Source organism: Chryseobacterium sp. Bi04 (assembly GCF_918698085.1).
Classification (GTDB): Bacteria; Bacteroidota; Bacteroidia; order Flavobacteriales; family Weeksellaceae; genus Chryseobacterium.
In genome coordinates, this window is the sequence record NZ_CAKKLP010000024.1 from 1 (window position 1) to 25,807 (window position 25,807).

General features: G+C 37.0%; 25 protein-coding genes and 1 tRNA gene. 10 read left to right on the forward strand and 16 right to left on the reverse strand.

Annotated features, from left to right (window positions below; translation table 11 throughout):
* Positions 1-75: 75 nt before the first annotated feature.
* Positions 76-1,194 (forward strand): pectate lyase-like adhesive domain-containing protein, encoded by a 1,119-nt coding sequence (locus tag LQV47_RS21955; protein ID WP_230041258.1) that lies wholly within the window; start codon positions 76-78, stop codon positions 1,192-1,194.
* A 506-nt stretch (positions 1,195-1,700) separates the two neighbouring features.
* On the opposite strand, the gene pelA is transcribed toward LQV47_RS21955, so the two are convergent.
* The 6 genes from pelA to LQV47_RS21985 all read right to left on the reverse strand — a co-directional run bounded on the left by pelA (position 1,701) and on the right by LQV47_RS21985 (position 10,089).
* Positions 1,701-2,723, reverse strand: coding sequence for a pectate lyase (pelA, locus tag LQV47_RS21960; RefSeq protein WP_230041259.1), 1,023 nt, complete (start codon positions 2,721-2,723; stop codon positions 1,701-1,703).
* Positions 2,724-2,730: 7 nt separating this feature from the next.
* The gene (locus tag LQV47_RS21965) at positions 2,731-3,912 is read right to left on the reverse strand and encodes a DUF4861 domain-containing protein (RefSeq protein WP_230041260.1); all 1,182 of its coding nucleotides are present in this window, start codon (positions 3,910-3,912) and stop codon (positions 2,731-2,733) included.
* Positions 3,913-4,092: 180 nt separating this feature from the next.
* Positions 4,093-7,098: a LamG-like jellyroll fold domain-containing protein gene (locus LQV47_RS21970; RefSeq protein WP_230041261.1), complete on the reverse strand. Its 3,006-nt coding sequence runs from the start codon at positions 7,096-7,098 to the stop codon at positions 4,093-4,095.
* Positions 7,099-7,337: 239 nt separating this feature from the next.
* On the reverse strand, positions 7,338-8,840 hold the full coding sequence (locus LQV47_RS21975; protein WP_230041262.1) for a serine hydrolase domain-containing protein: 1,503 nt from the start codon (positions 8,838-8,840) through the stop codon (positions 7,338-7,340).
* 547 nt (positions 8,841-9,387) lie between these two features.
* Positions 9,388-9,472: transfer RNA gene (locus LQV47_RS21980), tRNA-Ser, on the reverse strand.
* Positions 9,473-9,639: 167 nt separating this feature from the next.
* The gene (locus tag LQV47_RS21985) at positions 9,640-10,089 is read right to left on the reverse strand and encodes a GNAT family N-acetyltransferase (protein WP_230041263.1); all 450 of its coding nucleotides are present in this window, start codon (positions 10,087-10,089) and stop codon (positions 9,640-9,642) included.
* Between the two features lie 197 nt (positions 10,090-10,286).
* Here LQV47_RS21985 and LQV47_RS21990 point away from each other — a divergent pair, with 197 nt between their 5' ends.
* From LQV47_RS21990 to arsB, 7 genes are all read left to right on the forward strand, one after another.
* Positions 10,287-10,457, forward strand: a complete 171-nt coding sequence (locus LQV47_RS21990; protein ID WP_230041264.1) for a hypothetical protein — start codon at positions 10,287-10,289, stop codon at positions 10,455-10,457.
* Between the two features lie 89 nt (positions 10,458-10,546).
* Complete coding sequence (locus LQV47_RS21995; protein WP_230041265.1) at positions 10,547-10,888, forward strand: nuclear transport factor 2 family protein; 342 nt, start codon at positions 10,547-10,549, stop codon at positions 10,886-10,888.
* Between the two features lie 182 nt (positions 10,889-11,070).
* A complete protein-coding gene (locus LQV47_RS22000; RefSeq protein WP_230041266.1) occupies positions 11,071-11,403 on the forward strand; it encodes a metalloregulator ArsR/SmtB family transcription factor in 333 nt (110 codons plus the stop codon).
* A 62-nt stretch (positions 11,404-11,465) separates the two neighbouring features.
* Positions 11,466-11,939, forward strand: a complete 474-nt coding sequence (locus LQV47_RS22005; protein WP_230041267.1) for a DUF6428 family protein — start codon at positions 11,466-11,468, stop codon at positions 11,937-11,939.
* A gap of 65 nt (positions 11,940-12,004) precedes the next feature.
* Complete coding sequence (locus LQV47_RS22010) at positions 12,005-12,616, forward strand: protein-tyrosine-phosphatase (RefSeq protein WP_230041268.1); 612 nt, start codon at positions 12,005-12,007, stop codon at positions 12,614-12,616.
* Between the two features lies 1 nt (position 12,617).
* Entirely contained in the window at positions 12,618-13,109 is a 492-nt protein-coding gene (locus LQV47_RS22015) for a GNAT family N-acetyltransferase (protein WP_230041269.1), read from the forward strand.
* 6 nt (positions 13,110-13,115) lie between these two features.
* Positions 13,116-14,147, forward strand: coding sequence for an ACR3 family arsenite efflux transporter (arsB, locus tag LQV47_RS22020; RefSeq protein ID WP_230041270.1), 1,032 nt, complete (start codon positions 13,116-13,118; stop codon positions 14,145-14,147).
* 71 nt (positions 14,148-14,218) lie between these two features.
* Here the strand turns inward: arsB and LQV47_RS22025 are convergent, their stop codons facing one another.
* The 10 genes from LQV47_RS22025 to LQV47_RS22070 form a co-directional block, all read right to left on the reverse strand.
* Positions 14,219-14,998 carry an SDR family oxidoreductase gene (locus LQV47_RS22025; RefSeq protein WP_230041271.1) on the reverse strand — a complete coding sequence of 260 codons (780 nt, stop codon included), beginning with the start codon at positions 14,996-14,998 and terminating at the stop codon, positions 14,219-14,221.
* A gap of 3 nt (positions 14,999-15,001) precedes the next feature.
* Entirely contained in the window at positions 15,002-15,823 is an 822-nt protein-coding gene (locus LQV47_RS22030; protein WP_230041272.1) for an amidohydrolase family protein, read from the reverse strand.
* Between the two features lie 2 nt (positions 15,824-15,825).
* Positions 15,826-16,155: an L-rhamnose mutarotase gene (locus tag LQV47_RS22035; RefSeq protein WP_230041273.1), complete on the reverse strand. Its 330-nt coding sequence runs from the start codon at positions 16,153-16,155 to the stop codon at positions 15,826-15,828.
* On the reverse strand, positions 16,155-17,003 hold the full coding sequence (locus LQV47_RS22040; protein WP_230041274.1) for a fumarylacetoacetate hydrolase family protein: 849 nt from the start codon (positions 17,001-17,003) through the stop codon (positions 16,155-16,157). The genes LQV47_RS22035 and LQV47_RS22040 overlap by 1 nt, the downstream gene beginning before the upstream one ends.
* A gap of 9 nt (positions 17,004-17,012) precedes the next feature.
* On the reverse strand, positions 17,013-17,777 hold the full coding sequence (locus LQV47_RS22045; RefSeq protein ID WP_230041275.1) for an SDR family oxidoreductase: 765 nt from the start codon (positions 17,775-17,777) through the stop codon (positions 17,013-17,015).
* Positions 17,778-17,795: 18 nt separating this feature from the next.
* The gene (locus LQV47_RS22050; protein WP_230041276.1) at positions 17,796-19,433 is read right to left on the reverse strand and encodes an altronate dehydratase family protein; all 1,638 of its coding nucleotides are present in this window, start codon (positions 19,431-19,433) and stop codon (positions 17,796-17,798) included.
* Positions 19,430-20,713, reverse strand: coding sequence for an L-fucose:H+ symporter permease (gene fucP / locus LQV47_RS22055; RefSeq protein ID WP_230041277.1), 1,284 nt, complete (start codon positions 20,711-20,713; stop codon positions 19,430-19,432). Before fucP ends, LQV47_RS22050 begins: the two co-directional genes overlap by 4 nt.
* Before the next feature lie 87 nt (positions 20,714-20,800).
* Positions 20,801-21,403: an LUD domain-containing protein gene (locus LQV47_RS22060; protein ID WP_230041278.1), complete on the reverse strand. Its 603-nt coding sequence runs from the start codon at positions 21,401-21,403 to the stop codon at positions 20,801-20,803.
* Positions 21,393-22,763 (reverse strand): lactate utilization protein B, encoded by a 1,371-nt coding sequence (locus LQV47_RS22065; protein ID WP_230041279.1) that lies wholly within the window; start codon positions 22,761-22,763, stop codon positions 21,393-21,395. Before LQV47_RS22065 ends, LQV47_RS22060 begins: the two co-directional genes overlap by 11 nt.
* Positions 22,760-23,503, reverse strand: a complete 744-nt coding sequence (locus LQV47_RS22070) for a (Fe-S)-binding protein (protein ID WP_230041280.1) — start codon at positions 23,501-23,503, stop codon at positions 22,760-22,762. Before LQV47_RS22070 ends, LQV47_RS22065 begins: the two co-directional genes overlap by 4 nt.
* A gap of 154 nt (positions 23,504-23,657) precedes the next feature.
* On the opposite strand from LQV47_RS22070, the gene LQV47_RS22075 reads away from it, so the two are divergent.
* Both LQV47_RS22075 and LQV47_RS22080 read left to right on the forward strand, forming a co-directional pair.
* Positions 23,658-24,524: an AraC family transcriptional regulator gene (locus LQV47_RS22075; protein WP_230041281.1), complete on the forward strand. Its 867-nt coding sequence runs from the start codon at positions 23,658-23,660 to the stop codon at positions 24,522-24,524.
* 461 nt (positions 24,525-24,985) lie between these two features.
* Positions 24,986-25,294, forward strand: a complete 309-nt coding sequence (locus tag LQV47_RS22080; protein ID WP_230041282.1) for a helix-turn-helix transcriptional regulator — start codon at positions 24,986-24,988, stop codon at positions 25,292-25,294.
* Positions 25,295-25,807: the final 513 nt, after the last annotated feature.

Sequence of the window (25,807 nt, forward strand, 5' to 3'; positions counted from 1 at the left end):
TATTAATACATTAAAATATAAAACAATTAATTATATATTTAATAATTTTAAAAATCACAAAAAAAATTATAAACTATGAAAACAACATTTAAAGTTGCCTTTCTGACGGCAGCTCTATGTTCGGCTTTTACCCTGACGGGCTGCGGACAGGAAGACATCAAAACAGATCTGACGGAAAACCCAAACGATTTTGCCCTGAAAAGCACCCTTATGACGAACGCAGTGGCTCCTTTGGCTGATTGTCTCGCTCCGGGATGGGCTTCTCAAAACGGCGGAACAACCGGTGGCGGAACCGCAGCTGAAACTACAGTTACCACCTACGCTCAATTAAAAGCCGCTATCGAAAACACTGCCATAAAAGTCATCAAAGTAACCGGAACAATTACGATTACTGCCCGTTTATCATTTCAGGATCAAACCGGAAAAACAATCTACGGAACGAGCGGTGCCAAATTGGTTTCAACGGATCAGACAAAAGACGGTTCTGGAATTATCAATATTAAAAGATGTAACAATATCATCATCCGAAACCTGATTTTCGAAGGTCCCGGAGCGTATGATACAGACGGTTGGGATAACGCTATTGTAGACGATTGCCGAAATGTATGGATTGATCACTGTGAGTTTAGAGACGGCGTTGATGGAAATTTTGACATTAAAAACAAATCAGATTTCATCACGGTTTCCTACACGAAATTTCACTATTTAAAGCCTCCAAAAGCCGGTGGTTCAGGTGGAACTGCTGATCACAGATTTTCAAACCTTATCGGTTCAAGTGACACTTCAACAACAGATGCCGGAAAACTGAATGTGACATTCGTTCGCTGCTGGTGGGCACCGGGCTGCAGGGAGCGTATGCCTAGAGTGAGATTTGGAAAAATCCATATCGTTAACAGCTATTTCAACAGTTCTGTGAGCAATAAATGTATTGCTGCAGGCGTTCAGGCAAATATTCGTGTAGACGGAAACGTGTTTGAAAATGTAAAAGAGCCCATCAATTTAATGACCGGATATACTGCTGTAACCGTTACTTCAAACAATACGTTTACGAATGTTACCGGAAATACGGCAGGAAGCGGAACAGCTTTTACTCCACCTTATGCAATTCCAACGTTGTCTTTATCTTCCGTAAAATCTGATGTGACGGCAAAAGCTGGAGCAACTTTAGGAGGCAATATTTGTAATACTTTATAAATAAAAATTAGAATTAGAAACGAAAATGACTGAGCGTAGTACTCAGTCATTTTCTATTTACAGTCATATTTTTCTTTTATTTTAGGAGCTTTTTCCCGCTTGAAGTTTATGCTGAGCTGAGTCGAAGTATTGCAACCTTTTTTTCAAAAAAGGATTTTCACTCAATCGGGGCTAGAGTATTAGGAATGGTTACTTCGAGAACCTCAGCTCCCTGGTGCGCTCCGTCATTGCGAGGAGTGAAACGACGAAGCAATCTCATTATGTTATTTTTATATATGTTATTTCAAGTGTTGAGATCCTTCCAGGATGATAAACTTTATGGTTAAGCTCTTTTTTATGTTACTTACGAAATGTCTTTACTTCTAAAGACGATAGGTCCTACAAAGAGATTGATTCGTCGCTTCGCTCCTCTTAATGACACCAAAAATACTACAACTCTCTACTCTCAAACACTCTCACTCTAAAACCCTAAAACTCTCCCATACTAAAACACTCTAACCTTCAAACTAAGGCATCACATTATTCTTCTGCGCCCACTTTGGAAACTCTTTATTGATCAGTTTATCCGCAAAATCACCAAACCAGCTGTAGCCGTTTCTTCTTTCCTCAGAAACTTCGTTATAATCATATTTTACACTTCCGTCGCGGTCGCCAAAAAGAGGTTTATTGGTATTTATATCATAAAATCTCGCCCAGATCACTGAATTTTTATCTTCAGCCAATGTGCGGACTGCTTTTCCGTTTACTTTTGAAACATTATAGCTGTAGCCTTCAATTTTATTTTGTTTAAACCAGTTGACGGCAGATTTTATCGACTTTTCAATTTCGGGAGTAACAGGTTGCTGCATCAAAAATCTTACAATTCCCACGGATTCTGCGGTGGCCAGAGAAATAGGCTCAAAAGCCCTTGCCTTGTCGGGTTGAAGGGTAATTTCATTGTATTGATCTGCCCAGATTGTTGGCATTCCTTTTTGTAAAACCTGAGTTTTTAAGATACATTCTATTCCTTTTTGAACAGCTGTTTTCGATTTTTCCTTTAATTTTGAATCAACCACATCGAAATCATTTTTTCCTTCCGCCACGTTATATAAAACCGTTAAAGCGTTGATCATTGCATTATCATTGTAAGTGATTTGCTTTCTGTAAATCGCCGAATTGGGGTAATACTGAGGAAAGCCACCATTTTTATACTGCATCAAAAGAAGATATTGAATTCCCTTTTCGGCAGACTTTAAATATTCTGTATTTTTTGTGAATTTATAGGCTCTTATTAAGCTATTGATTTCTCTTGAAGTCGCATTATTATCGATTGTTGCATGATCATCACCCGTTTCTTTGATCTTTTTTAAAAGATTTTTATCTAAAGGTGAATTATAGTTCACCACAGATTTATCATTAAGCTGTTTTCCCCAACCTCCGTTTGGAAGCTGATAAACAAGCATTTTTTCAGCCAAGGTATCCTTAATCTGAGCAGAAAAAACAGCAGTTGTAAAACAAAAGACCGCTATAGAAAGTTTTAATTTTATCATTAAATTTTTATTTAACCTTAATAATTAATGGGTTGGCAATAATCTGAGATTGTTTTTGCAATACAGTTTCCCAGTCTTTTTGTGTTTGAATCTGTCCGCTTTTCTGCCATGCAAATCCGGCATAATAAGTGAGCTTATTTTGAGGTTTTGTCACAATTAACAGGTTGCTCTGATCCGGGACCTCGGATTTAAAGGCTAAGGATTTTTCAACAATTTCAGGATCTACCACTACTCCTTCCCCTACAAAAGCGTCGTCAATTTTTTCCCAGTGGAGATAATATCCGTTTTTGTCGTTCAGTTTTGTTTCGCCTTCGTTTTTATGAAGAGTTATCCCGATTGTGTAGTTTGGAACTGGCTTTTCAGTCTGAAAATTCGACTCAAATTTTGAAAAACTGGAACCCAGATCAAGTGAAATCCGTTTTGTTTCTTTCACTCCGAATTCACTCCAGGAATTGTATGTTAATTCAAAAACCGTTCTCAACGGACCTTCTGCAATGGTTCTGGAGCTAACAAAATTTTGTGACACCTGAAGTTTTTCATTTACCCAAATCCCAATTCCACCCGTTCCGCGACTATCGCCAACGTGGTAAGGATCGTAGCCTTCACCTCTTGTGTCTTTGTGGTAGTACAAAGGGTCGGTCAGGTATCCTTTATACCATTTGTTGATCACGGGTTGGTCGGTTCTTTTAAGCCAGATATCAACTCCGCTGGAAAGTGTGCTTCCTTTTATCCCTTCCAAGGCTTCTTTTTGACCTTTCGGGCCATAGACACGAAATGCTATTCTATCATTTTCCCAGGCATAATCATCTACTCTTTCGGGAACCAATCTTGAATATGTTGAAATTTTACTTTCAGGAATTGGAATTTTTGCGTCTGCAATAATGGTATAGGAATTTGTTTTTTCCGCTTCAATATTGGCCTGAAAAAGCAGTTCATCGTTTTTTCCGTCTCCATTATAATCGATCCATTGAATTGGCAGTATCTTATTACTGCCGTCTTTTATTCTGAGGTCAGATTCGCTGCTCGTTTTTAAAAAAGAAGCTAATTGAGAAACGGGTATTGAAACAACTTCATTCCTTGAAAAACTCAACGTATTTTTTATCTGAATAGAATTTTGTGCCTTCAGAGAAGAATCAATGCAAACGATTGCACAAATGAAGCCGGAAATTAAAAATTTTGTCCTAAGCATATTATTCAATTGAATTGTAAAACTCAAAAATAATGATAACTTTCTTATGAACGTAAAAAAAATATAATTTTTAAATCTAAAAGGTTGGAAAAATTCAAAATAATGTTAAAAGAAGAAGTCCTTCCAAATGGTTTGAAAGGACTTCTTTTTAAATATGAACAAAATTAAGCTTTGATGATTTTATTTAATAATAATTTTAAAATTACTATTCAGACTTTCTCCTGAAACATTGAGGAGATAATTGCCTGAGACTTTTTTGTTGTCAATATTTAATTTAAATAATCCGTTTCCATCCGTATTAATCTTCTCTTTGACAACGATTTTTCCTGCCAAGTCAATAATTGTTGCTGTTAAACTCGATTTTTTATACTCAGGAAGCTTAATGGAAATCTGGTCTTTTGCTGGATTTGGATATACTGTCCCTGCATTTTTGCTGATACTGAATTCATCATTACTCAATACTGCCTGATTGTACAAAGCAAAAATTTCCGCCGGAGATAATGCATAATTGTACATTCTAAGTTCGTCGAATGCGCCTTTGTAAGAAGCCGGAGCATTAGTGGTTGATAAAAATTCAAGTTCACCAATATTCCCGATGATCAGATCACTTGCCTCACCGATACCTGTAACTGCCGTTTCGTCTCCTTCAGTGCTTAAAGTGCCATTAGTGTAAATTCTCATTTTATGCGCAATAATATCTCTCTGGATCACAACATGTACCCAGTTATCGGTAAAATAATTCGCAACAGGTGATGTGATTTCCTTTTTCGTAACATCATCATCAATAGCATATCGCAGCTGACCTCCTTTGATTTCTACATTGAAACGTTTGCCGGTGGCTCCTGTTGTTGTATTTTTAGTGAAAGAACCTTTACACAACACATAAAGGCTTGTAGCCGAAGATGATGGAATCATGCTGGTTGGCGCTTTCATCCAGAAAGAAACGGTAAAAGAATGATTATCAAATAAAATATGATCCTGGTGAGGAATACTGGCGATGTACATCGTATTCGATGAAGTTGCCAGATCAAGGGCGTTATTTTCTTTTCCGGGTACTCTTACATTGGCATTATCATAAGCTGTATCTAATATTCCATGATTGGCAAAAGATGTTACATCTGTGATCTGTGACCCTGCGGAAGGAGCTTCAGCAAATGGCCAGTTGCCGACAAGCTCTGGCGTCAATGCCCGGAAATTCCATACATCTCCTGTAGTAACACCAAGGGTATTAGAAGCATCAATTCTCCAATAATAATTGGTTGCTGTATTTAAATTAGTAAGCTGATACGACGGTGTAGCAGAATAAGGTACGGTAGCAATATTGCTTAAATTTAAAGGATCTGTTCCAAAATAAACGGTATACGTTGTTGTATTTGAGCTGCCATTCCATTTTAAAAGCAGGTTTCCACCGTTCAGATCAACATTATTATTGCCGGTTGCCGGAACCGGATTGCTTGCTTTTGTGGGAGCTGATGGAATAGGCGGTGTGGTTACTGAGGTATTTGAAGTGTAAACCGAAGATTCTGAGGCATTCGTTGCTTTAATTCTATAATAATATTGGGTATTGGGCGTTAAACCGACCTCATTATAGCTTGCTGCATTTGCACCTAAAGTTGCAATGACAGTAAAATTAGTACCATCGGTAGAACGCTCTACCACATAATTAGTTTCGTTCGCAGCATTATCATTCCAATTCACGGTTAAAGAGCTTGAAGGTGAAGTTCCTGTTGTTGTGGCTGCATTGGTGAAATTCACATTTGTCGGCGGAATAATAAAATCCGGAGGAGTTGTATTCGGTAAACTGTTAATATAAACCTCAATATTCAGGTACGGAGCATGGTTTGTGCTTACTGCCAAAGCATCAAAAACATTAGGATTCAGCCCATTGGCTGTTTCCCATGCATCCGGCATTCCGTCATTATCCGTATCCAAAGGAGCCGGTGCCCCATAAACGTGTCCTGCACCGCCATTAGTAAAGCCAAATTGAGTCGTTAGATCTGTTTGCACATAAACATAAGTAGCTGTTGTGCCTTTCGACAGTAAATCTGAAATCATTAAACCATCTACCTGATCACGTCTTGGATAGGATGCTCCCACACTGTTAACAATTTTATTGTATGCTTCCTGAGCGGTTAATGCCGGGGTTTTCATCGGATAATCGTAGGGACCAGCCATTATTGCTGCCGGATCTCCTACAGGGTATCCCGTTAAGTTTTGAGGGACCGCAGTGCCATCTAGTACTCCGTTTTTATTATTGTCAAAATAATTCCCCGAACCGTATAAATTGAAGTTGGCATTACCTACACTGAAAGGTGTTGTAACCGTGCTGCTTGTATTGGGACCTCCGATAAAATAATTGTTGATGATATTGGCAAAAGAACTTCCCGCCGAATCTCCTCCCATGATGTATGCCTCCCCGGATTGGGTGTGATTGTAGGTATTTCCATAATTACCCCAATTGTAAACTACATTATTGACAAACTCGTTTATCCCTTTTATTTTATTGTTACGGGTTTTATTACAGATATATAAATTTCCGATTAAACTGATCTTACCTCCTGGCGGCGGCTGCATTAATCCTCCTGCAGAATGATTGTGGCGGTGCATTCCCTGTCCTATAATAGAATTCTGAATCGTTATATTGTCAGGACTCGTACCATTATTATCCCAGTTAACGGAAAATACTTCATCTGTCCCCCAGGTGAAAGTCATGTGGTCTAAAATAATATTGGCTCCGTTGGCTATTCCAGATGCATCCTGATTTTGAGATGTTCCGCCATAACGGATGCGAAGATATCGGGCAATCGTATTATTGGCTCCTGTAAATGATACTCTGGGCCCCAAAAATACGATTCCTTCTCCGGGAGCAGTTTGTCCGGCAATCGTTGTATTAGCAGCCACAGCAACAATCGACTGTAAATTAACAATACCTCCTACTTTAAAAATGACAAACCGCCCCGGCTGGCTCACGGCATCACGAAATGAACCGGGCCCACTGTCATTTAAATTTGTCACTAAATAAATCTGAGGGTTTGCAGCACCTCTTGCTCCCGTAGTATATCTTCCAAACCCGGTAGCTTCCGGAAATGCTAATGTCTGAGCACTGAAATCAATAGTGGATAATGCTAATCCACAAAAAAGTAAAGATTTAAGAGTTGGCTTAAACAGTAAAGATTTGTTTTTCATACATATTAATTTTGTGTTAACTAATCTATTCACAAAACCAATAATGAGTATCCTGCCCCGTCCTGCCGATCTCTATATCAGTCAATTACAAAAATACAATTTCAACCGGATGGCTTATCTGCCTGTTTATCCTTAGGATCAAAATTGCCGCAAAGGTATTTCTCACCTATTCTGTTTTGCCATTTTATATTAGGGACATCCATTTGTATAATGTAGACTTAGGAATTCTATATCATCCATTACTTTCCTATCTCTTTTTCTATTTTCAGAAGCATTTCTTTTGCATTCGGATTTGTTGGTTCCAATTCTAAAACTTTTTGATAATCTTTTTTTGATAGCTGATATTCTTTTTTATTGAAGTAAGCTTCACCGCGGCTGTCGTAAACATTTGCTGAATTTGGAAATTCATTCATATTCAAAGTTAAAATTTTAATGGCAGAATCTATTTGACCATTATTCAAATATTCATACCCCAACATATTAAGTTCGCTTTCATCCGAGAAATTGTAATCATTAGGGTTAGTTTTCTTCAGATTTTTGTACAATTCAATTCCTTTGTCTACACTTTTTGACAACTCTTTTCTTATTGTTGCAGAAATTGACTCTTTACTTGATTGTAAAGGGTAATTTTTAAATTGATTCAATCCTGCAATACTTGCCACAATTTCTTCTACCATCTTATTGCTATTGCCATTGGTCATTACAACAATTCCATTTCCATCTTCGACACTTCCCAAATAGAAGCAAATAAATCCGTCAGTTCCGCCACCGTGCCTAAAATATCTCACGCCACTAAAATCATCTGAAAATGTTCCAAAATCTTTTTTCAATCTTTTTTCCGACATTTCTTTAGACAAAATTTTATTTGATTTTCCTAATAATGACAATTGGGTTTCAATAACATATTTTGCTAAATCTGTTGGGTTTGTCCATAAACCGGCAGCCGCTTTTTCAGGGTAAATATGATACTTCCCTTTCACCTCTTTATCATAATTATAGCCCGTTGCCAACAAATTTTCTTTATCTTTTACAGGAGGTTGGCTGAAAGAACTGTTATTCATTCCCAATGGAGTCAAAACATTTTTCAGCATGTAGTCTTCATACTTTTCGCCGGTTGTATTTTCGAGAATTAATTGAGTAATCGTCGTTCCGCCACCAGAATACTGAAGCTTCAAACCTGGCTCAAACACAGACCTGACGGGACCGGAATTGGAAGGCTTCAGACCTTCAAGGATTTGAATTATCGTAGGTAAAGCTGCCCCTTTTTCATATCCTCCGAAACCATGAACCGACAAACCTGCGGTATGATTCAATAAATTGGCTATAGTGATTTTCTTGCCTTTTGAAACATCATCATAAGGGAATTTCCAGGTTTTCAGATCATTGTTAATATCATCATCCAAACCTAATTTTCCTTCCTGAACTAACTTTAAAATACCTAAACTATTAATAGTCTTACTAATAGACCCTGCTTGAAACAGCGTTTGGAGAGTCGCTACTCTTTTTTCAGATGCATCCGCAAAACCGTACGCTTTCGCCCATTCTATTTTGTAATCTTTAATCACTGCAATACTTACTGCGTTGACATTATAAAAAGACATTCTATCTTTTAAAGAGGTCTTCTTTTTTGATTGGTCCCAATGGTAGAAATCATTTTCAAATAATTTGATTTTATCGTTGACATTTTGTGCAAAAATGTTCAGTGACAAAAACAGTATGATGATTGCTTGTATTTTTCTCATAGGTCAATAATTGAATGTATGGTTTCTTTTCTCTGTTGATATAATGACAACTCATACAACCTTTCTGTTACATTTCAATGATAATACTCCAACTCTCAATTGCTTCCGCTTTTTTCCCTCTTTCAAAAAAGCATTATGACCTTCATTTTGTTTTAGCCATCAGTCTTTTATATTTATTAACTGTTTGAAAAAGGGAAAATCTTCATACCAAACAATAATTTATTATCCCGGAGCTCTTCCGGGATTTTTGATTAACAAGGCTAAATAAATTAAAAGCATCCAATAATAGGATGCTTTTGTATTTTTATAAGTATTGCAAAGTTTATAAATATTTATTTGTCAACAATAATATTAACCTGGTACAATTATTTTTTATTAATAATATCTTTTATATATTCATTTTTCATAGGTGTCATATAATCATACAGAATATCAAAAGACTTTTTATTTTTGAATGATAGTGAAAAACAATTTGTGCAGTTTTTTGGAGTTAAAATAAAAAACCGATGAATATTTTCTCTATTCATCGGTTTTTACACTTTTCTTGCGGAGAGTGAGGGATTCGAACCCCCGGACCTGTTACAGTCAACAGTTTTCAAGACTGCCGCAATCGACCACTCTGCCAACTCTCCCTAAACTCCGGCTATACCGTTGTTTTCAGTGGTGCAAATATAGAAAAATTTATATTAATTCACCAAATAAAAAACAAAGCACTGTCTATAGCTATTATTTCCTCTGTAGTGAATTGAATTTCAATTTTTAGAAATAGCATAAAGCTTTTCTCCTATCAGTTGTTGGGCTAGCTTTTGAATTCCATTTTCATACTATATTTATCAATTCCTTCAGCAAAACCATCCGGAACAATATCCGCAATGCTAAAACCATTTTTTTTATAAAATTCTGCCGTATGTTGTGAGGTTTCGATTCTGAGACTTTTATCAGGGTACATGTTTTTCAATAGATCCAGCCTAAATTGAGTTAATAACTTACCAATGCCCTGCCCATGGTAGTCAGCATGTACCATTCCCCAGGACAGCCCTGCCTCATTATTCTTTGCGTCGAAAAAAATTCCGCCACAGCCTACTAACAGACCATTATTCTTAATTACATAGTAGTTTTCTTCAATTTCATAATCCAAAAAATTTTCAAACAGACGAAGCTCTTCAACAGCAAAATATTGGGGTTGATTACTTTTAAAGATTTCGATACAATTCTCTCTGAAAGATGGTATGTATTTTGTGATTTGCATAGCGATTCATAACTGTCACTAAGTTACAACAAAAATAACTCCAATAAATAATTAGAAACCAGCTTTTTATATATCGAATCTATGTTAATTACCATTTACTATAGGTTATCAGCAATACTGGCAACATTTATCATCTTCGAAGAATGTCTATTAATTATAACTTGGCATAATATTTTAATGAACTAAGAAAAAACATTATGAATGCAATTAAAAAATTAGGACTTGCCGTTCTTCTCGGATCGTTTGTTTTTTCCTGTGCACCCAGACTGAAGCCCAATGGAAATCATGGTCTTCCTCCGGGACAGGTAAAAAAGGTTACAGGTGCTAAGTCAGCAAAACAATATGCACCGGGGCAATACAAAAAGTAATTTGATATATTTTCGGATTATCCTAATGTGCGGCTACCCTTGGTAAAAATTCTGTCAAGTTTATTTAGAAATGAATAACATCAATACCTATGACCAATAAGGAAATTTTAGAAAAGGCAAATTCTGCTATCTCTAAAGGAGATTATGAAGATTTTATGGCTTTTTGTACTGATGACGTTATATGGACTTTTGTGGGAGATCAGATTTTACGTGGCAAAGAAGAAGTACGGCAGTACATGGCAAAAACATACCTTAAACCTCCAAATTTCAGTGTGGAAATTATAGTTGCGGAGAGTGAATTTGTAACAGCTGTTGGGAAAATACGTGTAAAAAATAAAAACGGGCAATCTTCTGACCACTCTTATTGTGATATCTGGAGATTTGAAAATAAAAAAATGGCCGAGTTAACGGCCTTTGTAGTCCCCGGCTAATTTATAGCTTAGATTTTTGGGGGGCAAGCATTATTCTTATAGAAAAGGTTTTATAACCTCTGCCACAAATTACAAATCAATATACTTTACAGCTAACTGCAAGAACTTCAATAAAATTATTTTGATGATATAAGAGTATATTAAAATATATCGTAATATTGCAATATTAAAATTACTATAGTATGGGACTTACCAAGACCGAAATTTTTGCAGATCAGCACAACAAACTTGCTATAGCATTTAAGGTGTTAGGACATCCCGCACGAGTCGCTATACTCCAATATATTATTGACAAAAAAGCCTGTATCTGTAATGATCTGGTGGAAGAATTAGGTTTGGCACAAGCTACCATTTCGCAGCATCTTAAAGAGCTGAAAAATACAGGTATTATTCAGGGAACCATCGAGGGTAAATCAGTTTGCTACTGTATTAATGAGAAGATCTGGAAACAGTTTCAATATGAGTTTAACGGCTTTTTCAACCAGGAAGTTACAGTATCGAGCTGTTGTTCATAGCTTTTTTACTTTTTAACATCGTTATATTGCAATATATAATTTAAATATTTACATTAAATAAAATGAAATTATCAGAAATCAAAGAAATTTTGCCAACATTGGAAAATGTTGAATTTCAATTGGAAAACGGGAGATTTGTTCCTGAACACTTTCATGTAACAGAAGTAGGTCAGGTCACTAAAAACTTTATTGATTGCGGGGGTGTCATCCGTAATGAGAAGGTGGTCAACTTTCAGCTATGGAATGCAAATGATTATGATCACCGTCTAAAACCCGGAAAGTTACTGCATATTATCAAGATTTCCGAAGAAAAACTGGGAATTGAAGATAGGGAGATTGAAGTGGAATATCAGAGTGACACCATCGGAAAATACGATCTGGAGTTTAATGGAAAGACTTTTGTGCTGAAAAGCAAAACTACAGCCTGTCTTGCTCAGGATGCTTGTGGTATTCCTCCTGAAAAACAAAAGAAAAATCTTTCTGAGCTTACGGTAAACCAAAGTAACTCTTGTACACCTGGAGGTGGATGCTGCTAAGAAGACAGGCTATTTATCAAAATGCATATAACATAGTAAGAGAAGTCTAAATTAAAATACTAAAAATGAACCAAATAATCTTAGAAAGTATTGAGGCTCTTTCAATTGACACAATTTCAGAGGAAAGAAAAACAGTTTTACAGCCATTAGTTAATTACATACAAAGCAAAGTGGAGACTAACCAGACTATCCGGTTAAATTTCATCTGTACACATAATAGCCGAAGAAGCCACCTGTCTCAGATCTGGGCCCAAACAATGTCTCATCATTTTGGCATTAAAAATGTGTATTGCTATTCAGGAGGTACAGAGGCAACGGCTATGTTCCCAGAAGTAGCAGAAACACTGAATAACCAAGGCTTTCAGATCCAAAAACTTAGCGAAACTGAAAATCCTGTCTACGCTGTAAAATACGCACAAAATGAATCAGCTATCATTTGTTTTTCTAAAGAATATAATAACGAATTCAATCCTAAAAATGAATTTGGCGCTATAATGACCTGCAACAATGCGGATGTAGGCTGTCCCATAATATTTGAAGCAGAAGCCAGATTTCCTATAAAATATGACGATCCTAAAGCTTCTGACAATACCCCGGAACAGACTCAGGTTTACACAGAAAGAAGTTCACAGATAGCGACAGAGATGCTTTATGTTTTTTCACAAATAAAGAAATAGAATGGACATAGTTTTTATTGGTAAAGAACAATTTCTGGAAATCGTAGAAATCTATAGGCAAGGCCTTGAAACTAGAAATGCAACTTTTGAAACCACAGTTCCAACATGGGAAGATTGGGACAAAAGTAAATTAAAGCATAGCCGATTAGCAGCTATCATTGACAATGTCGTCGTGGGATGGGATGCACTATCAGCAGTTAGTGATCGCGGTGTATATGGCGGTGTGGCAGAAATTAGTATTTACGTCGCTAATGACCATAAAGGTAAGGGAATAGGAAAAATGCTGATGACGAAGTTGATTTCTGAAAGTGAAATAAATGGAATCTGGACACTGCAGAGTGGAATGTTTCCAGAGAATAAGGAAACGGTAGCGCTTCATACAAGTTTAGATTTTAGGATCATCGGCCATCGAGAAAAAATTGGAAAACTTGGAAATACTTGGCGTGACACCATAATTATGGAAAGAAGAAGCAAAACAATAGGAATAAATTAAAACAGCATGCAACCAAAATTAAAATTTCTTGATCGATACCTTACCTTATGGATATTTCTTGCTATGGCAATCGGAGTAGGCTTAGGATTTTTATTTCCGGGCATTTCAAAGGTCACAGACTCCTTATCCGTAGGTACAACCAATATACCATTAGCAATTGGATTGATCTTAATGATGTATCCTCCTCTTGCTAAAGTAGACTATTCCCTTTTACCAACGGCATTTAAAGATAAAAAAGTAATCAGTATATCACTATTGTTAAATTGGGTAATAGGGCCTATTTTAATGTTTGTGCTCGCTATTTTATTTTTGAGAGATGAGCCTGATTATATGATTGGGCTAATCCTTATCGGTTTGGCCCGATGTATTGCCATGGTAATTGTATGGAATGATTTAGCAAAAGGAAATAGAGAATATGCAGCTCTACTGGTTGCTTTAAACAGTATCTTTCAGGTATTCACATACAGCTTCTTTGTATGGTTATTCATCAATATACTTCCGGGTAGATTAGGTTTAGCAAATTTCAATGTCAGTGTATCCATGAAGGATGTTACGGAGAGTGTACTTATCTATCTTGGTATTCCTTTTCTAGCTGGCTTTTTAAGCCGATACTTTTTAGTAAAATCAAAAGGTATAGAATGGTATAACCGAAAATTTGTACCCAGAATTTCACCAATCACCCTTTACGCTCTTTTATTTACGATTGTCCTGATGTTCAGTCTCAAAGGTGAAAAAATTGTAGAGTTGCCAATGGATGTATTAAAAGTAGCTATTCCACTGGTAATCTATTTTATCCTTATGTTCTTCGTAAGTTTCTTTGTAAACAAATCGTTGAAAGTACCTTACGACAAAAATGCCTCTATTGCTTTTACTGCCACAGGAAACAATTTTGAACTGGCTATTGCTGTAGCTATTGCAGTCTTTGGAATCAGCTCACCACAAGCGTTTGTAGGAGTTATAGGCCCACTTGTAGAGGTCCCTGTACTTATCCTACTGGTTAGAGCCAGTCTTTGGTTGAAAAAGAAATATTACAACTAAACAACCAACTGAATTGTTCCCTTTTATTATTTAAAGATTATTGTTTAGTTACTTGCTGATCGTTTGTTTTTTTATAATGCTCTGTCCAGATGTACATAGCCGCCATCCACATGGATCAGCTGACCTGTAGTATGGCTGGACTTTTCAGACAGTAAAAATGCTACCATACCGGCGATCTCTTCAGTAGTGGTCATTCTTTTTTCAAAGGGGATTTTATCTGTTATTGTCTTAAGCTTTGCCTGCGGGTCATCAAAGCTTTTGATCCACTTTTCATACAATGGAGTATAAGCTTCTGCTACAATCACAGCATTTACCCGGATATGATAGGGCAATAATTCCACGGCCCATTCCCTTGTCAGCGCATTTCGCCCACCATTAGCAGCGGCATAAGCAGATGTTCCTCCCTGACCGGTTTCTGCTGTTTTACTTCCTATATTTACAATACTTCCTTTAGTTAATTTCAAAGCAGGAAGAGCATAGTGGGCCAAAAGATAGTAATGAACAAGGTTTTTATGTAATGACTGCATAAAGGCTTCATAGCTTCCGTTTTCTAATCCAACGCCGTCATTTTCTCCTGCATTGTTGACAAGACCGTCTATCCTGCTAAATCTTGACATGACTTCACCAATTGCTCTTTGACATTCTACAGGTTGTGTAAGCTCGGCCTCCACAGCATGGGCTATAAGATTTTCAGCAGCCAGCGCATCGATTAACTGCTGGTTGTCTTCTGCATTTCTACCTATAATAACAGGAATAGCTTTTTCCTGAGCCAACAATCGAACAATTCCTTCTCCAATTCCTTTGGCGCCGCCGCTTACGACAATTATTTTATTTTCGAGTTGTAAATCCATACTTTATAAATTGTAAAAATGAATAGCATTTCCTTCAAGTATCTGTTTTTGTTCTTTTTTGTTAAACTGTTGTAAATAATCTTTTATACACTGCAGCCATTCGGAATAATTTGTATTTAAAAGCATTACCGGCCAATCGCTCCCAAATACTATTCTGGATGTTCCAAAATATTTAAAAACAATATCCAGATAAGGTTCCAGCATTTCTTTTGTCCATTTTCCCCGTTCGGCTTCAGTCACTAATCCGGAAAGCTTACAGTAAACGTTCTCTGACTGAGCCAAAATGGAAATATTCCTTTTCCAGTTTTTAATCTCTGAATTCTTGATATCAGGTTTTCCGATATGATCCAGAATCAACTTCTGATCCTCAAGTTTTCTCACAAAGCTTATGGCTTCTTCCATCTGCGAATGGTGGATTAAAATATCATAGGTATAATCATACACTTTCAATTTTCTGATATTATCCACAAATTCAGGGTGGGTAAGAAAGCCTTTAGCTTCTGCCTGAACAATATGGCGCCAGCCTTTTATTTTAGGGTATCCTTTAAATTCTTTCAACTGATCTTCGAAATTACCGCTCAAAAAATCAATCCATCCTACAATACCCAGGATCTTAGGATATTCTTCTGCGAGTTCCAGTAGAAACCGGGTTTCTGCCAGGCTTTGATCTGCCTGAACAGCAACAATTCCATCTATCTTATTATGGATCAGCAATTCATCAATATCTGAAGGTAAAAAATCCTTCCGAATAGTGGACATACTGCTATCGATCCAGGAGTCCCGAACCTCATCATATCTCCAGAAGTGCACATGGGTATCAATCATTTTTATAAGCTAAAAATTTTATCCATTACGATCCACTTTTCTCCCGGCCTGGAATTGGGCAATGCCTGCTGATAATTCCACATTAAAGTTTCCCATTCCTGAACTTTAGGGTCTGCTTTGTCAGCCTGAGCTTTCATTTCAAAAGAGAAATGATCTTCAGCTTCCATAATCATAAAGAGGCGGTTTCCGGTGCGGTATATTTCCATATTCCGTATTCCGGAAGATTTTATACTTTCCAGAACTTCCGGCCATACTTCCTGATGGTATTCCTCATATTGACGGATCAGATTTTCATCGTCCTTAAGATCCAAAGCCAGCGTATATCTCTTCATTAAAAATAAGGTTTCACATTTTGTTTACTGGTTCCCAACCCTTCGATGCCTAATTCTACCACATCTCCAGGCTTCAGATACCAGGCTTCAGGCTTCTGTCCCATTCCCACTCCGGCCGGTGTACCGGTTGAAATAACATCTCCCGGCAATAGAGTCATAAACTGGCTGATATAGCTTACCATATAGGCCACATCGAAAATAAAGTTCGAAGTATTTCCATTCTGCATCATTTTATCGTTCACTTTCAGCCAAAGCTGGAGATTATTGATATTGTTTATTTCATCTTTTGTTGCTATAAAAGGACCTATAGGTGCAAAAGTATCTGCACTTTTTCCCTTAACCCATTGTCCGTTTCTTTCGATCTGAAAAGCCCTTTCACTGTAATCGTTGTGAAGGGCATATCCTGCAATATGGTCAAAAGCATCCTCAAGCTCCACATAGCTGGCTTTTTTACCGATTATAATAGCCAGTTCTACTTCCCAATCTGTTTTTATACTGTTTTTAGGAATAATCAGATCATCATTAGGGCCTACTATTGCTGAAGTTGATTTAAAAAATAAAATAGGTTCTGAAGGAATGGGCATATTGGTTTCTGCGGCATGGTCTTTATAGTTCAGACCTACACAGACAATTTTTGAGGGTCTTGCCAGTGGTGCTCCCAACCTTACCGTTTTATCAATTTCTGTAAGTCCTCCTGCAGCAATTTTGTCTTTCAGCTCATCAATAGCGTTTTCAGAGAAAAATTTTTCATCATAATCATTCACCAGATGAGAGACATCATAGTATTTTTCATCAATGAGTACGCCTGGTTTTTCCTGGCCAGCGGCTCCGTATCTTATTAATTTCATATATCCAAATTAGTTATTTAATGTTGTAAAACCTCCATCAATAGGGTAATCGCATCCTGTAATAAAGGAAGCTTCATCGCTGCATAAATATAATGCCAATGCTGCAATTTCTTTAGGCGTTGCCATTCTTCCTATAGGCTGGGTTTTAGATAGGTTCTGAAACATCTCTTCCACCCTGTCGGGATAGTTTTTTTGGAGGAACCCATCTACAAAAGGGGTGTGAACCCTGGCCGGGGAAATAGAATTACAACGGATATTATCATGGATGTAATCTTTGGCAACGCTCATCGTCATCGCTTTTACTGCTCCTTTTGCCGTACTGTAGGCAAATCTGTCGGGAATACCTACCAGAGCCGCAATGGAAGCCATATTAAGAACGACTCCGTTACCAGATGCCTTCAACTGAGGGATTGCGGCATGAAGGCAATTGTATACTCCTTTTATATTCACGGAAACCACTTTATCAAAATCTTCTTCTGAGGTATTGTCGGCTTTTCCTACATGGGCTATACCGGCATTGTTCACCAGAATATGAATAGCCCCGATATGGGTAAATACATTTTGAATCTGCTGATGGTCAGAAACATCACAGGCATATATATATGCTTTACCACCTTTACCTTCTATACTGGATAAAACTTCTGCTCCATTGGCTTCATTGAGTTCCAGGATATGAACTTCTGCTCCCTGTTCTGCAAACAGTTCAGAAATGGCTTTTCCTATACCACTTCCACCTCCGGTAACAATTGCTTTTTTATTTTTTAATGAAAACATTTTATTTTATTTTTAAAATTACAAACTAACCCCTTTTTTCCAGGGAATAAAATCATCCTGATTCAGCAGCACTGCTTTAGGTGTTATCCTTCCACTTGCTACTTCTATACAGTAGTCTAATATATCCTCTCCCATTTCGGCTATTGTTTTTTCACCTTCAATGATGGGGCCTGTATCAATGTCAATAATATCAGGCATTCTCATCGCCAGCGCTGAATTGGTTGCTACTTTTATGGTGGGACAAACCGGATTTCCGGTTGGTGTTCCGAGTCCTGTTGTAAAGAGTATCAGCGTTGCTCCTGAAGCGGTCTTTCCAGTTGTTGCTTCTACATCATTGCCAGGAGTACACACCAGGTTCAACCCGGGTTTAGTAGCTTTTTCAGTATAATCCAACACATCCGTAACAGGGGAATGCCCACCTTTTCTGGCAGCTCCTACAGATTTTATGGCATCTGTAATCAGCCCATCCTTAATATTTCCGGGTGAAGGATTCATATAAAACCCTGAACCTGCCTGATGGGCCAGTGCATCATATTCCGTCATCAACCTGATGAATTTTTCAGCTGTTTCTTTATTTACTGCCCGGTCGATCATTTCCTGTTCGGCACCACAAAGTTCCGGGAATTCGGCCAGCAATACCTTACCTCCGAGGCTTACCAATAAATCCGCCGTATAGCCTACTGCCGGATTTGCAGAAATACCACTGAATCCATCACTGCCTCCGCATTTTACTCCCAATACCAGCTTATCCAGTCCAGCAGGTTTCCGTTCTATTGTATTGATTTCAGTCAATCCTATAAAAGTATCATGAATAGCCTGTTTAATCAAAGCTTCTTCACTTTGTGATCCTTGCTGTTCAAATATAAATAGTGGTTTGTCAAACTTCGGATTTCTTTCCTGCAGGTCTCTTTTAAAATCTTCCACCTGGAGATGCTGGCAGCCCAGGCTTAACACGGTAATCCCCGCTACATTAGGATGGTCTGCGTATGAAGCCAGTAACTTGCTCAATATTGCAGAGTCTTGCCTCGTTCCGCCACAACCTCCACTATGGTTCAGAAACTTAATACCATCTACATTTTTAAAAACCCTCTTTTTAGGTTCTATAACTGGAGTTAAAGAGATATTTTCCAAATCTTCTTCTTTCTGGTACGCTTCCAGCAGATGACGGGTATATTCTTTATATTTGTCTCCTATTGCATAGCCCAATTCATTATGCAATGCTTCTTTAATCACATCAAGATTTCGGTTTTCACAAAAAACAGTAGGGATAAAAAGCCAGTAGTTGGCCGTTCCCACTTCACCATTACTTCTATGGTAGCCATCAAATGTTCTGTTTTTGAACCCGGATGCTTCCGGAGCTTTCCAATGGTATTCTGCTGCCCTATAAGCATATGGCTCTGCAGCATGTTTGATATTTTCTACATTCATACGCTCTCCCTTCTTCACCTCCACCTGTGTTTTGCCAACCAATACGCCATACATCAATACATCACTTCCCTGTGGAAGATCCTGCATAAAAAATTTATGCTTTGCCGGAATATTTTCCAATACTTCGTATTCCTGCCCTTCGAAAAGGATTTTTTCTCCGTTCTTAATATCCTGTAACGCTACTAAAACGTTATCTTTTTGATTAATTTTTAAAACTTTATTTTTCATGGTCTTTTTTCTAAAGTGTTACCGCTGGGCTTCCAGCCATACATACCGAATACAAATACAACAATAAAACAGAGTAACGGTACCAAATAACCATATTGTATATTATGGGTAAGATCTGATATATATCCTAATCCCAGTGGTAAAATAGCTCCACCGACAATAGACATTACAATAAGTGAAGAAGCTATTTTAGTATCTTTACCCAAACCTGCAATGCCCAGTGAAAAGATAGTTGGAAACATAATGGACATAAAAAAAGCCACTCCAATTAATGCATAAATAGTAATACTCCCCTTCCCGAATATAGCTATTAAAGTGAGCAGCATACTCAGAGCAGCATATATCATTAATAACCTGTTGGGTTTTATAAATTTCATAAAGAAAGTTCCTACAAAGCGTCCCAACATAAAAGCCAATCCAGCCAATCCGGAATAGAAAACTGCATTTTTTTCTGTAATTCCTGCAGAAACAACAATAAACCGGATAAAAAAACTGAGTACACAAACCTGAGCACCTACATAAAAAAACTGTGCTGCTATGGCCCATCTTAAATGTTTATGTTTCCAGGCATTGGAAATTTTGGATGGATCACCATCATCTTCCTGCTTAACGTCCGGTAGTTTTGTAAAAACGAACAGCAGCATTACCACTACAATTATAATTCCCAATACAAGATAAGGTCCTTTCACACTGGCAGATTCCTGTGTGATATACATATTAAGATCTTGCGAAGAGAGTGCCTTTATCTGCGTATCAGTAAGCGGTTCCCCACTCAATATATATTGACCTCCTACAATAGGCGCTATAAATGCTGCCAGTCCATTGAAAGACTGTGAAAAATTAAGCCTGCGTGTTGCCGTTTCCGGTGGTCCCAATATGGTCACATAAGGATTGGCCGCGGTTTCCAGAAATGTCAGCCCGCAGGCGATGATAAAGAGCGCTCCCAAAAAGAAAATATACATCCTTGTATTAGCCGCCGGAATAAAAAGAAAAGCACCCAATGCAAAGAGGCATAATCCCAAAATAATTCCACTTTTATAGCCATACTTTCGCATCACATTCCCGGCAGGAATAGCCATTAGAAAATAGGCAATAAATATAGAAAAATCCACCAGGGATGATTCTAAATCAGTCAATTGAAATGCTTTCCGCAAATGGGGAATAAGCACAGGGTCCAAATTATGAACAAAGCCCCAAAAAAAGAAGAGGCTGGTAACAAGAATCAGTGGAAAGAGATAACTTTTTCTTTCTGATGAAACTTTCGTTGATCCTGGTGTCATGTTTTGCATAGTCTGATAATCTGTAAGTTATCCTCTTCATTATTGCTATAAGTAAGCTTTATCTTTTTTATATTATATTATTTTCTGTTATGTTGCGTTATTTTGTGTTATTATAAATAAGTGATGGCTTCTTGCCCCATGTGCACCAATCACTAATGACTGTTCAATATCAGCTGTTTTAGAAGGTCCTGAAATAAAACATGAGAATCCTTCTTCTACCGTTAAGATTTTGTAGGCGTCATGTAATAAAGGAACTATTTTATCCGCCTTCAATATCACCATTAGATGCTGGGTAATGAATGGCAGAGCCCTGTACTTCATCTGGCTTTCCGTAATCCAGACAGCAGCATTTTCTGCTACGCCTATGCTCCCTTCTACTACTGCCACCTCTACATCTTGCAACGTATGTGGATCATTTATTTCCTGATCCATTATCTCTTCATTTTTCTCCTGCCATTCTCTGATATTATAAATCACTCTCTTATCCGGAGCGATATTTTTATTGATGTAGGCCAGAACTTCTGTACTATCTTCTATTAATGTCACTTGTGAGCCATTATTCTGAGCTGCCAGCATAAAGGTCTCCAAAAGATTTTCAGATATGGAAATAAATGATATATCTGGTAATAACTCATTTCCTATAGGTTTAACCTTTGCTATTCTTGATAAGATATCTTCTCTACTTCCCATTTCCTATATTCTTTTGATACCATTCTTTAAAACTTTCTTCTGGCATTTCCGGCATTTCCCGATGTTTATACCAGGGATTAGCACTGTTTTTAAGAAGAAATGGAACATACCGATAGCCTAATTTTATTGTTTTTTTCAGCTTCTCATATTTTTTCGCATTGCTTAAAGCTCTCGCCAGAAGCTTCATTGAGAAACTTTTCACGGGTTCTGCCATGCCGGAATTGATTATTTCCTGTCTTAATTCATAAAGCTGATTATGCAGATCAATCTTTACCGGGCATACATGGGTACAGGAACCACATAAGGTAGATGCGAAGGGCAGGTCTTTATAGTCTGCAATATTCCGTACCGGATTCAGAACAGACCCGATTGGGCCTGCTACAGCTGTATGATAGCTATGCCCACCACTCCGTCTGTACACAGGACAAGTATTGAAGCAAGCTCCACAACGTATACATTTTAATGAATTCCTAAATTTTTCTTTACTCAATTGTTCTGATCTGCCGTTATCAACAATAACTATATGCATTTCCTGTCCGTCTCTTGGCTTCCTAAAATGACTGGTATAGGTTGTCATAGGCTGTCCGGTAGCGCTTCTTGCAAGCAGGCGAAGAAAAACTCCCAAATGTTCACGCTTGGGGATTATTTTTTCCAATCCCATGCAGGCGATATGTACCTTAGACAGGTGAGCACCCATATCTGCATTTCCCTCGTTGGTACATACTATAAACTCACCTGTTTCTGCCACAGCAAAGTTAACTCCCGTTAATGCTGCGTGGCTTTGTAAAAATTTTTTCCTTAAATCCTGTCGTGCTATTTCAGTAAGCTGCTGAGGATCCGAAAGTCCTTTAGGGCTATTGAGATTCTCGTGAAAAATATCCCCTATCTCTTCTTTCTTTTTATGAATACAAGGGAGTACAATATGGCTTGGCTGTTCTTTAGCCAGCTGAACAATCCTTTCGCCAAGATCAGTATCAGTTACTTCGACGCCATTTTTTTCCAGATAATCATTCAGGTGGCATTCCTCTGTCAGCATAGATTTGCTCTTTACCATATATCTTACCTGATGTTCCTGAAGAATTGAAAGTACGATCTTATTATGCTCTTCAGCATCTTCAGCCCAATGTACTTTTATACCATTAATCAAAGCATTTCGCTCAAATTCCATTAAATAGGTATCGAGGTTTGAAAGAACATTCAGTTTTATCTTTGAAGCCGTTTCCCTTAGCTTTTCCCAATCGGGTATCTGATGACTCTGCTTATCTCTTTTCTCACGGATAAACCATAGCGTTTCATTATGCCAGTCCACACGATTTTCATCCCGGTTAAATTGTTCTGCTAAAGAGGCATGGCTTTTCATCTGTTTACATTTTCAGTATTTAAAATTTCAGCGATGTGAATTATTTTCACCTCTTTTTTTTCTCTGTTTGCAATACCCTCCAGATGCATCAGACAGGACATATCACATGCCGTAATATATTCTGCACCGTTCTTAATATGGTCTGCCAGCCTGTCTTTACCCATTTTGGAAGAAACAGCTTCTTCTGTAATGCAGAAAGTTCCGCCAAAACCACAACATTCATCCTGCTTATCCAGCCGAATCAGCTCAATATTTTCCACCTGCTGTAATAATTGTTCTGGTTTCGAAAAGTAAGCCGCGGTCAACTCGCTCATTCCTGAAAGATGCAAGCCTCTCTGCCCATGACAGCTTTGATGAAAACCAACTTTATGGGGAAAAGATGCCTTCAGATTGTTAATCTTTAATACATCTGTCAAAAATTCTGTCAGCTCATAGATATTTTCCTGAATAGGTACAGCCTGATTCTCCTTATCTCCCTTCAGATGTTCCTTTATATGTAAAACGCAGCTCCCTGAAGGAGCAACTATTATATCAAAGTCTTTGAACTGTTCAATAAAATTTTTATTGGCTTCACAGGTGAGATTCTCGTAACCGGAGTTAGCCATTGGCTGTCCACAACATGTTTGCCCCATTGGATAAGTCACATTTACACCTAATTTTTTCAGCAGAGAATAAGTAGCTATTCCAACTTTAGGATACAGCATATCTACATAACATGGTATAAATAATCCAACTTTCATATCAATTCAACAAATATTTAAACAAAGTATTAAAATTTATTCAACCAAATTAGACTTTATATCGAAAACAAAATTCTCTCATTTTATCCAATTATTAAGGTATATTATCCAAAAAAATTCTATTTTTACTTTTTTATGACGAAATAACTAAGTAATGAAACCTCAGTTTCTGGAAATATCATCTGACACTTTACATTCTTTCAGTGCAAGAAAGGATGTAATGCCTGATGTGAATAATAAATGGCATTATCATACAGTTCTGGAACTTATCTATTTTCGAAAGGGATCGGGAACTCAATATGTAGGAAATACTATTGAAAGGTTTAAGGAAGGGGATGTAGTACTCATCGGGAAAAACCTGCCTCATTACTGGCAATTTGATACCAAATATTTTGAAAGCTCCAAAAGAAATAAAGTAGAGGTTTTTGTGGTTCATTTTGATGAAAATTTCTGGGGTGAAGAATTTTTACAACTCCCCGAAAATCATGACCTTAAAAAAATGCTTATTCTGAGCTCAAGGGGACTGCAAGTCAAAGGTGGATCCCGGGAAACGCTAACCCAATTAATTCCGGAGATCATCAACAGTGACGGTACGATGAAAATCATCAAATTATTAGAGGCATTATCCTGTATCAGTAATTCTTTAGAATATGATTTTCTGGCTTCCTCTCATTTCAAATACCACTTTAATGAGGATGGAAAACGACGGATCCAGGAAATCTATAACTATACTTTATCCAGATATACGGAAAAAATCAGTTTGGAAGAAATTTCAGAGATCGCCAGCCTCAGTCCTAATTCTTTTTGTAAATTCTTTAAGTCTAAAACCGGGAAAACCTACACCCAGTTTGTGAATGAAATACGCATAGGAGATGCCTGTCAAAAATTAATAGAAGACCAAATGTCTGTAAAAGAAATTTGTTTTGCCAGTGGTTTCAACAATTTTACCAGTTTCCATGAATGCTTTAAAAATATTACCGGTAAAAGCCCTCTCAAGTATCAACAACTCTATAGAAAATAAAGCTTAATCAAACCTTATTTACAATAAAAAGCTGTAAAACACATATTTTACAGCTTTTTGTTCTATGTTGATTGAATAACTGCACGAAGAGAGGAATTACAATCGAGCACTTAATACCATTATTTTGTTTAGTCCACAACTTTTGAGACTGATCCGAGAATTATAGAGTGTACGTACAGCATAGAAATAAAACGGCATGAGAACTCTACATTATCTGATTCTAAGTACTGGTATACCTATCCCAAGATAAGAGAGACCCACGCCTAGGTCGTGAGCCGCTTACTTATCATCTCAGGGATTTAAAAATTACCAGTTTTCGAACCGAGGCTCTAAGCAATAGCTTCTATTTTTCGTTGAAGTATCGCAAAGTTACTGTTATTGTAACTTACAATGCAAATATAGCAAATCAAAACGAAATATAATTCTCCATGAAAAACAATTTAAATCCTAAATTTTACTAAATGTATAAATGGAATATTGAAGAATTAAAAATTCAGATCGGAATTATTTTTAAGGTGTATAGGCTTAGAAAAGGACTTTCACAATTTCAAGTAGCAAATGAAGTTGATCTTACTAAAGATTATATTGGTATAATTGAAAGAGGCAGAACAAATCCGACAATTGAGGTTATTATTAATTTATGTAATTTTTTTGAATTAGATATAAATCAGTTGTTTACCAAAATAGAAGATAACCAACTTGAGACATTTAAACTTGAGATATTAGAGTTAGAAACAAAATTTAAGAATCAAAATAAGAAAAAATCCTGACAAGAATTGGATAATTTTATAGGTAAAATTACCCAAACAAACTTCTACAGTAATAGATTGAAAAAACACTTGCATTCCTTCCTCTAATATTTCAATTCAGAATCAATCAAGAAGGCTTACTAATTTAGTCCATTCTTCTCCAGTACAACCTATTTGATTTGATTATATTCTTTTTCTACAATTCTGAGGTTGACAAATATTGAGCAATGATACTATTTTTTCCTGAGAAATTTGTTTTTCTTAGCTTAACATTCATGTTAGCGAGGTTTCAAGCGAAGGTAAAAGAATAATTCAGTTATTATTCTTATGTGGATAATTTTATATCACCTGTTATTGTAATATTGTAAAAAAAATTGCCGAGCATAAAAAAAATTATTAGATTTGGCAATCAAAAAAATACACAAATATGAAAAATAACATTTGGGCTTATTCAGAGTTCCCCTTACAAAGACAATTTTACAGTCCTCAGAATATTTCTGTATTAAATTACTAGACAATCTACCCGATATCAAT

What these genes read in the sequence shown, in the direction of transcription:
- LQV47_RS21955 (WP_230041258.1), top strand. Translation starts at nt 76, where the DNA reads ATGAAAACAACATTTAAAGTTGCCTTTCTGACGGCAGCTCTATGTTCG.
- pelA (WP_230041259.1), bottom strand. Translation starts at nt 2,723, where the DNA reads ATGATAAAATTAAAACTTTCTATAGCGGTCTTTTGTTTTACAACTGCT.
- LQV47_RS21965 (WP_230041260.1), bottom strand. Translation starts at nt 3,912, where the DNA reads ATGCTTAGGACAAAATTTTTAATTTCCGGCTTCATTTGTGCAATCGTT.
- LQV47_RS21970 (WP_230041261.1), bottom strand. Translation starts at nt 7,098, where the DNA reads ATGAAAAACAAATCTTTACTGTTTAAGCCAACTCTTAAATCTTTACTT.
- LQV47_RS21975 (WP_230041262.1), bottom strand. Translation starts at nt 8,840, where the DNA reads ATGAGAAAAATACAAGCAATCATCATACTGTTTTTGTCACTGAACATT.
- LQV47_RS21985 (WP_230041263.1), bottom strand. Translation starts at nt 10,089, where the DNA reads ATGCAAATCACAAAATACATACCATCTTTCAGAGAGAATTGTATCGAA.
- LQV47_RS21990 (WP_230041264.1), top strand. Translation starts at nt 10,287, where the DNA reads ATGAATGCAATTAAAAAATTAGGACTTGCCGTTCTTCTCGGATCGTTT.
- LQV47_RS21995 (WP_230041265.1), top strand. Translation starts at nt 10,547, where the DNA reads ATGACCAATAAGGAAATTTTAGAAAAGGCAAATTCTGCTATCTCTAAA.
- LQV47_RS22000 (WP_230041266.1), top strand. Translation starts at nt 11,071, where the DNA reads ATGGGACTTACCAAGACCGAAATTTTTGCAGATCAGCACAACAAACTT.
- LQV47_RS22005 (WP_230041267.1), top strand. Translation starts at nt 11,466, where the DNA reads ATGAAATTATCAGAAATCAAAGAAATTTTGCCAACATTGGAAAATGTT.
- LQV47_RS22010 (WP_230041268.1), top strand. Translation starts at nt 12,005, where the DNA reads ATGAACCAAATAATCTTAGAAAGTATTGAGGCTCTTTCAATTGACACA.
- LQV47_RS22015 (WP_230041269.1), top strand. Translation starts at nt 12,618, where the DNA reads ATGGACATAGTTTTTATTGGTAAAGAACAATTTCTGGAAATCGTAGAA.
- arsB (WP_230041270.1), top strand. Translation starts at nt 13,116, where the DNA reads ATGCAACCAAAATTAAAATTTCTTGATCGATACCTTACCTTATGGATA.
- LQV47_RS22025 (WP_230041271.1), bottom strand. Translation starts at nt 14,998, where the DNA reads ATGGATTTACAACTCGAAAATAAAATAATTGTCGTAAGCGGCGGCGCC.
- LQV47_RS22030 (WP_230041272.1), bottom strand. Translation starts at nt 15,823, where the DNA reads ATGATTGATACCCATGTGCACTTCTGGAGATATGATGAGGTTCGGGAC.
- LQV47_RS22035 (WP_230041273.1), bottom strand. Translation starts at nt 16,155, where the DNA reads ATGAAGAGATATACGCTGGCTTTGGATCTTAAGGACGATGAAAATCTG.
- LQV47_RS22040 (WP_230041274.1), bottom strand. Translation starts at nt 17,003, where the DNA reads ATGAAATTAATAAGATACGGAGCCGCTGGCCAGGAAAAACCAGGCGTA.
- LQV47_RS22045 (WP_230041275.1), bottom strand. Translation starts at nt 17,777, where the DNA reads ATGTTTTCATTAAAAAATAAAAAAGCAATTGTTACCGGAGGTGGAAGT.
- LQV47_RS22050 (WP_230041276.1), bottom strand. Translation starts at nt 19,433, where the DNA reads ATGAAAAATAAAGTTTTAAAAATTAATCAAAAAGATAACGTTTTAGTA.
- fucP (WP_230041277.1), bottom strand. Translation starts at nt 20,713, where the DNA reads ATGACACCAGGATCAACGAAAGTTTCATCAGAAAGAAAAAGTTATCTC.
- LQV47_RS22060 (WP_230041278.1), bottom strand. Translation starts at nt 21,403, where the DNA reads ATGGGAAGTAGAGAAGATATCTTATCAAGAATAGCAAAGGTTAAACCT.
- LQV47_RS22065 (WP_230041279.1), bottom strand. Translation starts at nt 22,763, where the DNA reads ATGAAAAGCCATGCCTCTTTAGCAGAACAATTTAACCGGGATGAAAAT.
- LQV47_RS22070 (WP_230041280.1), bottom strand. Translation starts at nt 23,503, where the DNA reads ATGAAAGTTGGATTATTTATACCATGTTATGTAGATATGCTGTATCCT.
- LQV47_RS22075 (WP_230041281.1), top strand. Translation starts at nt 23,658, where the DNA reads ATGAAACCTCAGTTTCTGGAAATATCATCTGACACTTTACATTCTTTC.
- LQV47_RS22080 (WP_230041282.1), top strand. Translation starts at nt 24,986, where the DNA reads ATGTATAAATGGAATATTGAAGAATTAAAAATTCAGATCGGAATTATT.